General features: G+C 57.9%; 9 protein-coding genes. 3 read left to right on the forward strand and 6 right to left on the reverse strand.

What is annotated here, in order from left to right; genetic code table 11:
- Window positions 1–16 precede the first annotated feature (16 nt).
- Complete coding sequence (gene barA, locus CVE23_RS17765) at window positions 17–2,788, forward strand: two-component sensor histidine kinase BarA (protein ID WP_038920073.1); 2,772 nt, start codon at window positions 17–19, stop codon at window positions 2,786–2,788.
- Between the two features lie 106 nt (window positions 2,789–2,894).
- On the opposite strand, the gene CVE23_RS17770 is transcribed toward barA, so the two are convergent.
- The 6 genes from CVE23_RS17770 to CVE23_RS17795 form a co-directional block, all read right to left on the reverse strand.
- Window positions 2,895–4,037 (reverse strand): glycerate kinase, encoded by a 1,143-nt coding sequence (locus CVE23_RS17770; RefSeq protein ID WP_038920074.1) that lies wholly within the window; start codon window positions 4,035–4,037, stop codon window positions 2,895–2,897.
- A gap of 272 nt (window positions 4,038–4,309) precedes the next feature.
- Window positions 4,310–5,200, reverse strand: a complete 891-nt coding sequence (garR, locus tag CVE23_RS17775; RefSeq protein ID WP_038669312.1) for a 2-hydroxy-3-oxopropionate reductase — start codon at window positions 5,198–5,200, stop codon at window positions 4,310–4,312.
- A 68-nt stretch (window positions 5,201–5,268) separates the two neighbouring features.
- Entirely contained in the window at window positions 5,269–6,039 is a 771-nt protein-coding gene (gene garL, locus CVE23_RS17780; RefSeq protein ID WP_022634690.1) for a 2-dehydro-3-deoxyglucarate aldolase, read from the reverse strand.
- 87 nt (window positions 6,040–6,126) lie between these two features.
- Window positions 6,127–7,467: a glucarate dehydratase gene (gudD, locus tag CVE23_RS17785; RefSeq protein ID WP_038920075.1), complete on the reverse strand. Its 1,341-nt coding sequence runs from the start codon at window positions 7,465–7,467 to the stop codon at window positions 6,127–6,129.
- A gap of 15 nt (window positions 7,468–7,482) precedes the next feature.
- The gene (locus CVE23_RS17790; RefSeq protein WP_100850055.1) at window positions 7,483–8,844 is read right to left on the reverse strand and encodes an enolase C-terminal domain-like protein; all 1,362 of its coding nucleotides are present in this window, start codon (window positions 8,842–8,844) and stop codon (window positions 7,483–7,485) included.
- Between the two features lie 20 nt (window positions 8,845–8,864).
- Entirely contained in the window at window positions 8,865–10,217 is a 1,353-nt protein-coding gene (locus CVE23_RS17795) for an MFS transporter (protein ID WP_038920077.1), read from the reverse strand.
- 986 nt (window positions 10,218–11,203) lie between these two features.
- Between CVE23_RS17795 and garD the strand changes: the two genes are divergently transcribed.
- Complete coding sequence (gene garD, locus CVE23_RS17805) at window positions 11,204–12,778, forward strand: galactarate dehydratase (protein ID WP_038920078.1); 1,575 nt, start codon at window positions 11,204–11,206, stop codon at window positions 12,776–12,778.
- A 584-nt stretch (window positions 12,779–13,362) separates the two neighbouring features.
- The gene (locus tag CVE23_RS17810) at window positions 13,363–14,898 is read left to right on the forward strand and encodes a methyl-accepting chemotaxis protein (protein WP_100850056.1); all 1,536 of its coding nucleotides are present in this window, start codon (window positions 13,363–13,365) and stop codon (window positions 14,896–14,898) included.
- Window positions 14,899–14,950: the final 52 nt, after the last annotated feature.

Genomic DNA, 14,950 nt, shown 5'->3' on the forward strand with positions numbered 1-14,950 from the left:
CCCACATTGGAACCTCATGACCAAATACAGTCTGCGCGCACGTATGATGATACTGATTCTGGCCCCGACCATGCTGATCGGTCTGCTGCTCAGTAGTTTTTTCGTCATCCACCGCTATAACCAGTTGCAGGAACAGTTGGCCGACGCCGGCGCCAGTATCATTCAACCGCTGGCGGTCAACAGCGCCTATGCCTTGACCCAGCGTCAGCCGGAATCGCTGCGGCAACTGGTCAATATGCTGCATCGTCATCATTCCGGCATTGTGCGCACCATCAGCGTATTCGACGCCCGCAACCAGCTCATCGTCACCAGCAACCCCAATAACCCCCACGGCCAGCTGTTGCAGGTGCCGTCCGGCAATCCGCTGCCGACCGCCCTGCGGCTGCAAAACGAAGAAGAGTGCCTGGTGTTGCAGATGCCTATCGAAAACGAAGGCGAAGTCTCCGCCGGTACGCTGATCAGCCGGCAGGCGCCGATGGGTTATGTCGCAGTCGAGCTGGATTTGAACACCATCCGGTTGCAGCAATACCGCGAGATGTTCATGGCCGCGATGCTATTGCTGTTCTGCATGGGCGTGGCGATGCTGCTGGCCTATCGGCTGATGCGCGATGTCACCATCCCCATCCGCAACATGGTGGAAACGGTGGACCGTATCCGTCGCGGCCAGTTGGACAGCCGGGTGGAAGGCCACATGCTGGGCGAGCTGGACATGCTGAAAAACGGCATCAACTCGATGGCGATGTCGCTCACCGCCTATCATGAGGAGATGCAGCAAAACATCGATCAGGCTACCTATGACCTGCGCGAAACGCTGGAACAGATGGAGATCCAGAACGTCGAGCTGGATCTGGCCAAAAAGCGGGCGCAGGAAGCGGCGCGCATCAAATCCGAGTTCCTGGCCAACATGTCCCACGAACTACGCACGCCGCTCAATGGCGTCATCGGCTTTACCCGCCAGACGCTGAAAACCCAGCTGACGCCGACCCAAAAGGATTACCTGCAAACCATTGAGCGCTCCGCCAACAATCTGCTCAATATCATCAATGACGTACTGGACTTCTCCAAGCTGGAAGCCGGAAAACTGGTGCTGGAGAATATCCCGTTCTCGCTGCACAACACGCTGGATGAAGTGATTATGCTGCTGGCGCATACCGCCCATGAGAAAGGGCTGGAACTGACGCTAAACATCCAGCATGACGTGCCGGAACAGTTCGTCGGCGACCCGCTGCGCTTGCAGCAAATCATCACCAATCTGCTGGGCAACGCCATCAAGTTTACCGAACAGGGCAACATTGATATCCGCATCGAAAAGCGCAGGCAGGAGAGTTTGCAGGTGCTGCTGGAAATCCAGATCAAGGATACCGGCATCGGCATTGCCGAAGCGCAGCAGACTCAGCTGTTTCAGGCGTTCCGTCAGGCGGATACCAGTATTTCACGCCAGCACGGCGGCACCGGTCTGGGGCTGGTGATTACCCAGCGGCTGGTGCGGGAAATGGGCGGCGACATCAGTTTCCACAGCAAACTGAATCAGGGCACCACCTTCTGGTGTACCGTTAATCTACAGATGAACCCGCACGTGCTGGAGCCTGATTATCACTTTGATAGTTTGCAGGGCAAACATCTGGCCTATGTGGAAGCTAACCCAGCGGCGGCTCAGGCGACGCTGGACATTCTGGTGCATACGCCGCTGACCGTCAGCTACAGCCCGACGATGGAACAGTTGCCGGAACGCACCTTCGACATCCTGCTGATCGGCGTACCGATCCACTACCGCAATACGCTGTTGGATTTCACGCCGCAGATTCGTGACTTCTGTCGCCTGGCCTCCTGCGTGATTCTGGCGCTGCCGAGCATGGCGGAAATGGAAGCGGAGCAGTTGAAATCGTTCGGCATCCACGCCAGCCTGAGCAAGCCCATCACCGCGCCGCGGCTGTTGCCGATGCTGCAGGATAACAGCCTGTTTAGTCAGGACAGCAGCGAGCGCGCGCTACCGCCGCCCGCCGCGTCGCTCAGCCGTTTACCGCTCAGCGTGATGGCGGTGGACGACAACCCGGCCAACCTGAAGCTGATCGGCGCGCTGCTGGAAGAACAGGTGGAAAACATCATTCTGTGCGAAAGCGGCGCCGACGCTATCGCCCGCGCGCAGGGTACCCATCTGGATATCATTCTGATGGATATACAGATGCCCGGCATGGACGGCCTGCAGGCCAGCGAGCATATCCGCCGATTGTCGCAGCACGCGCATACGCCAATCGTGGCGGTAACCGCGCACACCATGAGCGGCGAGCGCGAAGTGCTGCTGCAATCGGGTATGGATGATTATCTGTCCAAACCCATCGACGAACAGATGCTGCGCCAGACGCTGCTGCGCCATGCCTGTAAAACGCCCAGCGAACTGCCCGCGCCGCCGATGCCGATGATGGCGGTCACGGCGCAATCGCCGCTGTCGCTGGACTGGGATCTGGCGTTGCGGCAGGCCGCCAGCAAACCGGATCTGGCGCGCGACCTGCTGGCGATGCTGCTGGATTTTCTGCCGGATGTCCGTCAGCAGGTAGACGCGGTGCTGGCGGGCAACTCACCGGACAATCTGGTCGACATCATTCACAAACTGCACGGCAGTTGCAGCTATAGCGGCGTACCGCGGCTCAAACAGATCTGTCACTACCTCGAACAGTCGCTGCGCAAAGGCCTGTCGGCTGATGAACTGGAGCCGGAATGGCTGGAGTTGATGGACGAAATGACCAATGTGGAAAAAGCGGCGCGCAAACGGCTGGAAGCCTCAGCCTGAAACGCCGGCGGCGATAACAAACCAGAAATACCATCAGGCAGGCGGATGCACGCAAAGGCAGCGCCTGCCGGTTGGTCAGCCGTCGCGGTGACGGCCAGCGACGAGCTCAGGAAATCGCCTGCGCCAGTTTGATGGTGGCGGCAATATTGCGCGCAGTCATCCGCACGTTGGCGGCGGCGTTGTCCAGCGCTTCCTCCAGCGAACAGATGTTGTAAAGCACGCTGAATACCGCATCAAGCCCATGATCGTGCACCACGCCTACGTCGGCGGTCAGGCTGCCGGCAATGCCGATCACCGGTTTGTGGTAGCGTTTAGCCACAGAAGCGACGCCGATCGGCACTTTGCCGTGAATAGTCTGGCTGTCGATACGGCCTTCGCCGGTGATCACCAGCGACGCGTCCCTGACCAGTTCGTCCAGCCCTAACGCTTCGGTGACAATCTCAATGCCGCGACGCAATTCCGCGCCGCAGAACGCCAGCAACGCCGCACCCATGCCGCCGGCGGCGCCCGCGCCCGGCACCTGCTCCACGTCGATATCCAGATCGTTGCGGATCACGCCCGCATAGTGGCGTAATGCCTGATCCAACTGTTCTACCATCGCCTCGGTGGCGCCTTTCTGCGGCCCAAATATCGCCGATGCGCCCTGCTTGCCGGTCAGTGGATTGGTGACATCGCAAGCCACCTCAAACCGGCACTGCCGGATACGCGGGTCCAGCGAATGAATATCAATGTGCGCCAGCCGCGCCAACTCCGCGCCGCCAAACCCGATCGGTTGCTTCGCGTCGTCCAGCAACTGCGCGCCCAGCGCCTGCATCATCCCTGCGCCGCCATCGTTGGTGGCGCTGCCGCCGATGCCGATAATACAGTGGCGAACGCCGTGATCCAGCGCGCTGCGAATCAGCTCGCCGGTGCCATAGCTGGTGGTCAGCAGCGGATTGCGCAGATGCGGCGGCACCCGTTCCAGCCCGCTGGCGGCCGCCATCTCGATAAACGCCGTTTTTTCATCCCCTGACAGCCCGAAAAAAGCGTCGATATCATCGCCCAGCGGACCGGTGACGTTCACCTTGACGATTTTACCGCGGGTTGCCGCCACCATGGCTTCCACGGTTCCCTCTCCCCCATCGGCGACCGGCAGTTTCACGTAGCTGGCGTCGGGGAACACCTCCCGAAAACCGGCCTCAATCTGCGTCGCCACTTCCTGGGCGGATAAGCTCTCTTTGTAAGAATCCGGTGCGATAACTATTTTCATAAACGACTCGCGTCATCAACTACCCGCGCTGTAGGCTGTGTCCCGCAATTATTCGCGTCGCCGGCGCAGAGCCGGGGCCAAAACGCAGTATCCCGCACGACCCGACGTGTGTCTGGGCTTCCCCAACCACGCGGTTCGCGTCCGATCTCGCTGCGATTTGACCGCCAGCCGCTGTCACGCACAATTGCGGGACACAACCAGGAACCGGCGCAAGTCAAAAATGTTCCGTCAACCGGGCGGCCCCGCGCCTTGCGCCGACGCCGCCCCGTCAACTACCGAGTAACTTCCACTTTCGCCAGTTTCTCGTAATAACAAGCCAGCGCGCTGTGGTCGGCGCCGCCCAGGTCATCGGCCTTCAGCGCCTGCATCATTTCCATCACCGCGGCGGTCAGCGGCAGCTGCGCCCCGACGCCGTGAGACGTATCCAGCGCGTTGGCCAGATCTTTGATATGCAGGTCGATGCGGAAACCGGGCTTGAAGTTGCGGTCCATCACCATCGGCGCTTTGGCATCCAGCACGGTGCTGCCCGCCAGACCGCCGCGAATCGCCTGATACACCAGGTCCGGATTCACGCCGGCTTTGGTCGCCAGCACCAGCGCTTCCGACATGGCGGCGATATTCAGCGCCACGATGACCTGATTCGCCAGCTTGGTGACGTTGCCCGCGCCGATATCGCCGGTGTGTACCACCGAACCCGCCATCGCCTTCATCACCTCATAGCTACGGTCGAAGACCGCCTTGTCGCCGCCCACCATCACGGACAACGTACCGTCGATCGCTTTTGGCTCGCCGCCGCTGACCGGCGCGTCCAGCATCTCGACGCCTTTTTCCGCCAGCGCCGCGGCAATTTCACGGCTGGCCAACGGGGCGATGGAACTCATGTCGATCACCACCGTGCCTTTACGCGCGCCTTCAATCACGCCGTTTTCACCCAGCACCACCTCTTTAACGTGAGGGGAGTTCGGCAACATGGTAATCACGATATCGCTCTGCTCAGCCACGGCTTTCGCCGTTTCAGCCGAGGTGGCGCCCGCCGCCACAACTTCAGCGACCGCCGCGCTGTTTCTGTCCAGCACGACCAATGAGTAACCCGCTTTGATCAGGTTTTTGCTCATCGGTTTGCCCATGATACCCAGTCCAATAAAACCAATTTTCATTGCGATAACCTCGTTGTCCATTCAGTGACATGGTCAGATATGTTTACGGCCGATGCGGCCCTGATTAATCCAAGTTACTTTTTGAATTTGTCGCACAGCGCCTGCGTAGCGCCGCGGAACACGCCCAGATCGCTGCCCACCGCAACAAAACGCGCGCCCCATTCCAGATAGCGACGGGCGTCCGCTTCCACCGGCGCCAGAATGCCGCTCGGCTTACCGTGGGCGGCCGCGCGTTCAAAAATATGGCGAATCACTTTCTGCACTTCCGGGTGGTTGGGCTGCCCCAGATACCCCAGCGCGGCCGACAGGTCGCCCGGGCCGACGAAAATACCGTCAACGCCGTCCACCGCGGCGATCGCGTCCAGATTGTCCACCCCTTCCTGCGTTTCGATCTGCACTAGCACGGTGATGTTGTCGTTAATGGTGGCGAAATAGTTCGGCTCGGTGCCGTAGGCGTTGCTGCGATGACCGACCGACACGCCGCGAATACCGGCCGGCGGATAACGGGTCGACGCCACGGCGCGAATCGCCTCTTCTTCACTTTCCACAAACGGGATCAGGAAGTTGTAGAAACCAATATCCAGCAATCGCTTGATGATCACCGGCTCATTGCAGGGCGGACGTACCACCGGCGCGCTGTGGCTGCCTTTCAGCGCCATCAGTTGCGGGATAAAGGTGTTGATATCGTTCGGCGCGTGCTCGCCGTCCAGTACCAGCCAGTCAAACCCGGCCAGTCCCAATACCTCGGTGGAAATAGGATTACCCAGCGCGCACCAGCAACCGATCAGGGTTTTCCCCTGCTGTAAATCCTGGCGAAATTGGTTAGGCAACAGTGGCGTCTTCATGTTTTGTCCTTACTCTTTACCTCGCCGCCCCGGATGAGGCGGCGCACCTCAATTAACGACTGTCGATAATTAACGAACAGCGATGGATTAGCGAACCAGGCAAGGACGTTTGTTATCAAACGTCCAGTTGGGGATCAGGTACTGCATGCCGACGGCGTCGTTACGCGCCCCCAGCCCCATGTTTTTATACAGCTCATGGGCCTTCATCACCTGATCCATATCCAGTTCGACGCCCAGACCCGGTTTCTTCGGCACTTCGACCATGCCGCCGACGATCTGTAACGGCTCTTTGGTCAAACGCTGATTACCTTCCTGCCAGATCCAGTGGGTATCAATGGCGGTAATCCGACCCGGCGCGGCGGCAGCCACGTGGGTGAACATCGCCAGCGAAATATCGAAGTGGTTGTTGGAATGCGAGCCCCAGGTCAATCCCCACTCGTGGCACATCTGCGCCACGCGCACCGACCCCTGCATGGTCCAGAAGTGCGGGTCCGCCAGCGGAATATCCACCGACTGCAGGGAAATAGTGTGGCCCATCTGACGCCAGTCGGTGGCGATCATGTTGGTGGCGGTGGGCAGCCCGGTGGCGCGGCGGAATTCCGCCATCACTTCACGGCCGGAGAAGCCCTGTTCGGCGCCACACGGGTCTTCGGCGTAAGCCAGCACGCCGCGCAGTTGTTTGCCAAGACCAATCGCCTCGTTCAGCGACCAGGCGCCGTTCGGGTCCAGCGTAATGCGCGCCTGCGGGAAGCGTTTAGCCAGCGCGGTGACCGCTTCGGCCTCTTCGCTGCCGGCCAGCACGCCGCCTTTCAGTTTGAAATCGTTAAAGCCGTATTTTTCGTACGCCGCTTCCGCCAGACGCACTACCGTTTCCGGCGTCAGCGCTTCTTCATGGCGCAGACGATACCAGTCGCATTTTTCATTCGACTGATTCTGGTACGGCAGGTCGGTCTTGTTGCGATCGCCGATGTAGAACAGATAACCCAGCATCTCCACCGCGTCACGCTGCTGACCATCGCCCAGCAACGCCGCCACCGGCACGTTCAGGAATTGACCCAGCAGGTCCAGCATCGCGGCTTCGATTCCCGTCACCACGTGAATGGTGGTGCGCAGGTCGAACGTTTGCAGACCGCGGCCGGTGGCATCGCGGTCGGCGAACTGGTTACGCACCGCGGTCATCACGTTTTTGTATTCGCCCAGCGTTTTACCCACTACCAGCGCAGCGGCATCTTCCAACGTCTGGCGGATTTTCTCGCCGCCAGGGATTTCACCCACGCCGGTATGGCCCGCATTGTCCTGGAGGATCACGATATTACGGGTGAAGTACGGCGCGTGCGCTCCGCTGAGGTTCAGCAACATGCTGTCGTGCCCGGCGACAGGGATCACCTGCATACTGGTAATAACCGGGGTGGAACTTTGCGACGTCATGATAGTTTCCTTCTGTTAAAACGTTGAATTCTTAGGTAACTCGCGTCCGAACACCGGGCGCTTGCGATCAAATTTCCAGCCGGGGATCAGGTACTGCATGGCCGCCGCGTCATTACGCGCGCCGCTCGGCAGTTTCTTGTGCAGCTCATGAGCTTTCATCACCTGTTCCATATCCAGCTCGATACCCAGCCCCGGGCGTTCCGGCACCTTGATTTTGCCGTTCACAATCTGCAGCGGTTCTTTGGTCAGATGCTGACCTTCCTGCCAGATCCAATGGGTGTCGATGGCGGTCGGTTTACCGGGCGCCGCGGCGCCCACATGGGTAAACATCGCCAGCGAAATATCGAAGTGATTGTTGGAGTGGCAACCCCAGGTCAATCCCCACTCGTCACACAGTTGCGCCACCCGCACCGCACCGTGCATGGTCCAGAAATGCGGATCCGCCAGCGGAATATCCACCGCCTGCAGCATCACGGCATGGTTCATCTCACGCCAGTTGGTGGCAATCATATTGGTGGCGACCGGCAAACCGGTGGCGCGGCGGAATTCCGCCATCACCTCGCGGCCGGAGAAACCCTGCTCGGCGCCGCACGGGTCTTCGGCGTAAGTCAGCACGCCGTTCAGGTCCTTGCACAAGCCAATCGCTTCGTCCAGCAGCCAGGCGCCGTTCGGGTCCACCGTGATGCGGGCATCCGGAAAACGTTTTTTCAGCGCCTTGACGGCGTCGACTTCCAGTTCGCCCGGCAGTACGCCGCCTTTCAGTTTGAAGTCTTTGAAGCCGTAGCGATCGGCCGCCGCTTCCGCCAGCCGCACCACCGCCTCGCTGTCCATCGCCTTTTGGTGACGCAGGTGATACCACGGATGCTTGCCCTGCTCACCTTCAAGGTAGGGCAGATCGGTTTTGGTGCGATCGCCGATGTAGAACAGGTAACCAAGCACCGTCACCTCGTCGCGCTGCTTGCCCGGCCCCAGCAACTCGGCCACCGGTACATTCAGGTGCTGACCCAGCAGGTCCAGCAGGGCGGCTTCCAGTGCGGCGACAGCGTTGACCCGCAATTCGAACGTCCAGGCGCCTTTGCCGAACGAATCGAAATCCGAAGACTGGTTGCCTTTGTGAACCTGATGCACCAGATGGTTCATACGCGCCACCTGCGCCCCCACCACCTGTGGGATTGCCGCCGTCAGCGTGTTGTAAATCACCTCGCCGCCCGGCGCTTCACCTACGCCGGTGTGCCCGGCGTTGTCTTTCAGAATCACGATGTTGCGGGTGAAATACGCCCCGTGCGCACCGTCAATGTTGAGCAACATGCTGTCATAGCCCGCGACGGGGATGACTTTCATGTCGGTAATGACGGGGGAATCTTGCGTACTGCTCATAGTCACGTCCTTACCCTGCATCAGCGGGATTGATAAGGTTTCAATTCGATACGTTTAATGTCCTGCACGATGAACAGGAAGCTCAGAATCGCCACCAGCGCATGGATACCGACATAAATCAGGCCGCCGTTGAAGGAGCCGGTGCTACCGACGATGTAGCCGATGGCAATCGGGGTCACAATGCCGGAGATGTTGCCGAACATGTTGAACAGACCGCCGCTCAGGCCGCTGATTTCCCTCGGCGCCGTATCCGCCATTACCGCCCAACCCAGCGCGCCGATGCCTTTACCGAAGAAGGCCGCCGCCATCACCGCAATCACCACCCATTCCGTGGTGACGTAGTTACAAATCACCATCGACATGGACAGCAACATCCCCAGCACAATCGGCGTTTTACGCGCGACAGTCAGTGACTGAGTACGACGCATCAGGAAGTCGGAAATCACCCCGCCCAGTACGCCGCCGACAAAACCGCAGATCGCCGGGATAGAGGCCACAAAGCCGGCTTTCAGAATCGACATGCCGCGAGCCTGCACCAGATACACCGGGAACCAGGTGATAAAGAAGTAAGTCAGCGCATTGATGCAGTATTGACCAAGATAAATCCCCATCATCATGCGGGAAGTCAGTAATTGCTTAATCTGGTGCCACTTCTCGCCGCGGGCGACCTCTTTTTTAGTCGCCGCCGCATCCATATTGACCAGCGCGCCGCCCGCTTCGATGTACTCCAGTTCCGCCTTGTTCACGCTCGGGTGATCTTTCGGGTCGTGAATCACTTTCAGCCACAGGAAGCTGATGATCATGCCAAGACCGCCCATGAACCAGAACACGTGCGCCCAACCCACTTCGTGCGTCAGCCAGCCCATGATGGGAGCGAAGATAACGGTGGCGAAATACTGTGCGGAGTTGAAGATGGCGACAGCGGTGCCGCGTTCCTGCGCCGGGAACCAGGCCGCAACGATACGGCTGTTACCAGGGAAGGACGGGGATTCACACAATCCCACCATAAAACGCAGCATAAACAGTGAAATCACAATGGCTGAACCGTGGAACAGATCCACGAACCCTTGCAACAGGGTAAACAGCGACCAGGTGAAAATACTCCAGAAGTAGACCCGCTTGGAACCGAAGCGGTCAAGCAGCCAGCCGCCGGGGATTTGGCCTATGACATAAGCCCAGGAAAACGCGGAGAAGATATAGCCCATGCCCACGGCATCAAGACCAATCTCTTTGGACATGGCGGAACCGGCGATGGAGATCGTGGCGCGGTCGCCATAGTTGAATGACGTGACGATAAACAGCATCACGACAATCCAGTAACGGGCGTTGGTTTTCTTTTGTAATACGCCTGCTGCTGTGCTGACGGTATTCATGATGAACTCCTACTTTCAGATAGCGGTTAGCTCATTCATTCCGAATAACAACACAATGTAGGGTTGGGTTACCAGAATGAAATCAAGAGTCGGTAATGGTTTGAAACCTGAGCAAAGGAACAAACAGAACAGCAAAAATAAACCACGAGACCTCTTCGACTTCTGGGGAGAATTATAAAGGGCGGCCCTGAGAGCCTCACTGGACAAGCGCCCAACAATTACCATCATCACCAACACGGATTCTTGCAATCGCCTAACGAATTGGGAGTCATTTCACGAAAACGCCGTTTTTTGTCGTTCTGGTCACAGGGCGCGACGGTATCGATAAGGCGGGAGAAGACAGGGGAACGGAATAATGTGACAAGTCTCACTGCATGTTGTTTCTTCGCCAGAGAAATTAAGCACAGCGCATCAGGATGTCAGTCAATTGCATAATGCCCGGATGAGGAAAGCTCCCCTATACTGGTGCCGAGCAAAGTCATTATTAGCAGCAGTGAAAATAAACCGCGCGTTATAACTTTAACCAGCGTTATATACCCCAATAATTCGGGTTGCAGGACAAAACGTTCGCGTTGGCCCTTCAGGGCAAGGCTCATAACGAGCCTTGTAACGCGGCGACCGAGTGAACTCCCAGGGAACTTATCGCAGTCAGCGGCTGAGGTAAGTGACAAACCGGCGCGAGCCGATTTGAACTCGGTGGGCGGCAGGCCTGAGTACGGGCCGGTAGCGCCGCCGACATCCCGGCAACCTGATGCATGACGGGATACCCTAAATAATTCGAGTTGCAGGAAGGCGGCGACGCAGCGAATCCCCAGGAGCTTACTCAAGTAAGTGACTGGGGTGAGCGACAACTCTGCCGGGAGCAGAGTTGAACGCTGCTGGCAGCGGCCCCGCAGGGGCGAGGCCCAGGGATGGGCCGAGTAATAAAGCCAACGCACCTGCAACTTGAAGTATGACGGGTATATAACATAATAAAGGTTAGCACCATGTCAGATAACACAAACAAGGGTGTGGCCAGTGAGCGGCCGCTTTATATCAAGGTCCATGAGTCTGACAATGTTGCCATTGTCGTTAACAATAACGGCCTGAAAGCCGGCACCCGATTCAGCTGCGGCCTGGAACTGAAAGAGCACGTACCACAGGGCCACAAAGTGGCATTAAGCGATATCGCCCTCGGCGACTCCATCGTCCGTTATGGCGAAATCATCGGCTACGCCCTCAGAGACATCGCCCGCGGCAGTTGGATCGATGAATCTCTGGTGGAATTGCCCAACGCCCCGGCGCTGGAAACCTTGCCGCTGGCGACCCGGGTTCCACCGTCGCTGCCGCCGCTGGAAGGTTATACCTTTGAAGGCTACCGTAACCCAGACGGCAGCGTCGGCACCAAAAACCTGCTTGGCATCACCACCAGCGTACACTGCGTCGCCGGCGTGGTGGATTATGTCGTCACGCTGATCGAACGCGACCTGTTGCCCCGTTACCCCAACGTGGACGGCGTGGTAGCGCTGAACCATTTGTACGGCTGCGGCGTGGCGATCAATGCCCCGGCCGCGGTAGTGCCGATTCGCACCATCCATAACCTGGCGCTGAACCCAAATTTCGGCGGCGAAGTGCTGGTGGTCGGGCTGGGCTGCGAAAAACTCCAGCCGGAACGTCTGCTGCAGGGTACGCCGGATGTACAGGCCATTTCACTGGACGACACCAGTATCGTGCGGTTGCAGGATGAACATCATGTCGGTTTCAAATCTATGGTGGACGACATCCTGAGCATGGCGGATAAACATCTGCAACAGCTCAACCGCCGTCAGCGCGAAACGGTGCCGGCTTCCGAACTGGTGGTCGGCATGCAGTGCGGCGGCAGCGACGCCTTTTCCGGCGTAACCGCTAACCCGGCGGTGGGATTCGCCTCCGATCTGCTGGTGCGCTGCGGCGCCACGGTGATGTTTTCCGAAGTCACCGAGGTCCGCGACGCCATCCATCTGCTCACGCCGCGCGCCATCAATGAAGAGGTGGGTAAACGCCTGCTGGAAGAGATGGCCTGGTATGACGATTATCTGGACAGCGGCAAAACCGACCGCAGCGCCAACCCGTCTCCCGGCAACAAGAAAGGCGGCCTGGCCAACGTGGTGGAAAAAGCGCTGGGTTCAATCGCCAAATCCGGCACCAGCGCGATTGTCGAAGTGCTGTCGCCGGGTCAGCGCCCGACCAAACGCGGCCTGATTTACGCGGCCACGCCCGCCAGCGACTTTGTGTGCGGTACCCAGCAACTGGCTTCCGGCATCACGGTACAGGTATTCACCACCGGACGCGGCACCCCTTACGGGTTGAAAGCCGTACCGGTTATCAAGATGGCGACCCGCACGGCGCTGGCGGAACGCTGGCATGACCTGATGGATATCAACGCCGGCACCATCGCCACCGGCGAAGCCACTATTGAGGATGTGGGCTGGCAGTTGTTCCGCTTTATTCTGGATATCGCCAGCGGCAAGAAAAAAACCTGGTCCGATCAATGGGGTCTGCACAACGCCCTGTCGGTGTTCAACCCGGCGCCGGTGACCTGATATACGCAGTTAGACGTAAATCGCCCTGTTCGCCGCCGGATGGTTCATCCGGCGGCGAACGTTTTAAAATATTTTCCGCCCGTCGCCTTTTAATCCGCCGACATTAATTAGAGATATCATCTACGTAAATTTATTTACGACAGAAAATAACCCGCCGTTCCTTTCATTGAGTCACCATTTAATTTCACTTAATAATTCGCATTATTGCCTTTTATTTTTATAACGCACTTTTTCGTTATTGCTGTTAATAAAACGTTTTTATTGTGATCCTAAGTTTAAGAAAAAATCGAACAATATTTAATAAACTCAAAGAAGGTAAAAAAAACGCTGCTCAAAAAATGATTTGATTGACAACACAAAGACGCAAAGCATAAATTCCCCCTTACAAAAAAATGGAACAACTTTACGCAGGGATGCTTTGAATTTTAAAGCGCCCTTTTTTTCGCATCTTTTAACTTTGCGTTAAAAAAATAAAAACGATTATTCAACACACCTCTCAGCCCGTGTGATTAATCAGGCCGTGCTCACACGTCGGCCCTTCTATTCTCACGATATATTACTGATACACAGCATCGGGGTTTCCAATGAGGGTTAATGCACCTATTACACAACAGGAATACCTGTTGGATGACAACACCACATTAATGTCGACCACGGATGTTAAAAGCCACATCACTTACGCCAATTCCGCCTTTATTCGCGTCAGCGGTTTTGATGAAGACGAATTGATGGGAACGGCGCACAATATCGTGCGTCATCCGGATATGCCCATCGAAGCCTTCGCCGACATGTGGTACACGCTGCAGCAGGGAGACAGCTGGACCGGTCTGGTCAAAAACCGTCGCAAGAACGGCGATCATTACTGGGTACGCGCCAACGTCACGCCGGTTTATCACCACAATCAGCTCGCCGGTTATATTTCGGTGCGCAATACCCCCAAAGCGGAAGAAATTCAGGCTGCGGAACCCTTGTACGAAGCGGTACAGAATAAGCAGGCCCGCCATATCCGGTTTTATAAAGGGCTGGTGGTCCGGACCGGTCTGTTCTCGGTTCTGTCCCTGTTCCAGCGGCTATCGGTGCGCTCGCGGTTACGGTTGGCCGTTCTGCTTGGCGGTCTGGTGCCGCTGGCGCTGATCTTACTGGGTTTCGGCGCCGCAACGTCGATGGTCGCCACCCTGCTATTGATGGTAGCGCTCGATCGATTTCTGCAACGGCAAATCGCGCATCCGCTGCGTTTGATTCTGCGCCAGGCGCAACAGGTGGTGTCCGGCCGTCGGGCGGACAGTATCCATCTCAACCGGGTGGATGAAATCGGCCTGCTGCTGCGGGTGGTCAATCAGTTCGGGCTGAACCTGCATTCACTGGTGGACGACGTCGGCACGCAGGTCGCGGGCATCAACAGCGTCAGCCAGCAACTGGCCGACAGCAACGGCGATCTGAGCGCGCGTACCGAGGAAACCTCCGCCAATCTGCAACAGACAGCGGCAGCCATCGAGCAGATTACCGTCGCGGTTCAACAGAGCGCGGACACCGCCACGCAGGCGACCAATATGGCGCAAAACGCCAGCCTGTCCGCCGGTAAAGGCGGCGATATCATGGCTGAAGCGGTGGGTATGATGGAGGCGATTTCGAACGCCAGCCGCAAAATCGTCGATATCATCGGCGTCATCGACAGCATCGCGTTTCAGACCAACATTCTGGCGCTCAATGCCGCGGTGGAAGCGGCGCGGGCCGGTGTGGAAGGACGCGGCTTTGCCGTCGTGGCGGCGGAAGTACGCAGCCTGGCGCAACATTCCGCGTCTGCCGCCCGCGAAATCAAAACGCTGATCGACGCCAACATGACCAGCGTTGAAAACGGCAGCGCGCTGGTGGACAAAGCCGGTCAGCATATTCAGGACATCGTCAACGACGTGCAACAGGTCGCGACCATGATCAGCGAGATCAGCAACGCCACCCGCGAACAAACCGCCGCGCTGTCGCTGATCAACGACTCGATTGCCCAAATCGAGCAAATGACCGCCGGCAATACCGGCATGGTCGATCAGTCAGCCGAGTTCGCCACCTGCCTCAGCAGACAGGCTCTGCGGTTGACCGATGCGATTAATGTCTACGGGAAATAATGGTTGGCGTAAAGATACAATTCTTTACGCCTCGCCCCGAACAAAGGGTAGA

The organism is Dickeya fangzhongdai, from assembly GCF_002812485.1.
GTDB classification, from domain to species: domain Bacteria; phylum Pseudomonadota; class Gammaproteobacteria; order Enterobacterales; family Enterobacteriaceae; genus Dickeya; species Dickeya fangzhongdai.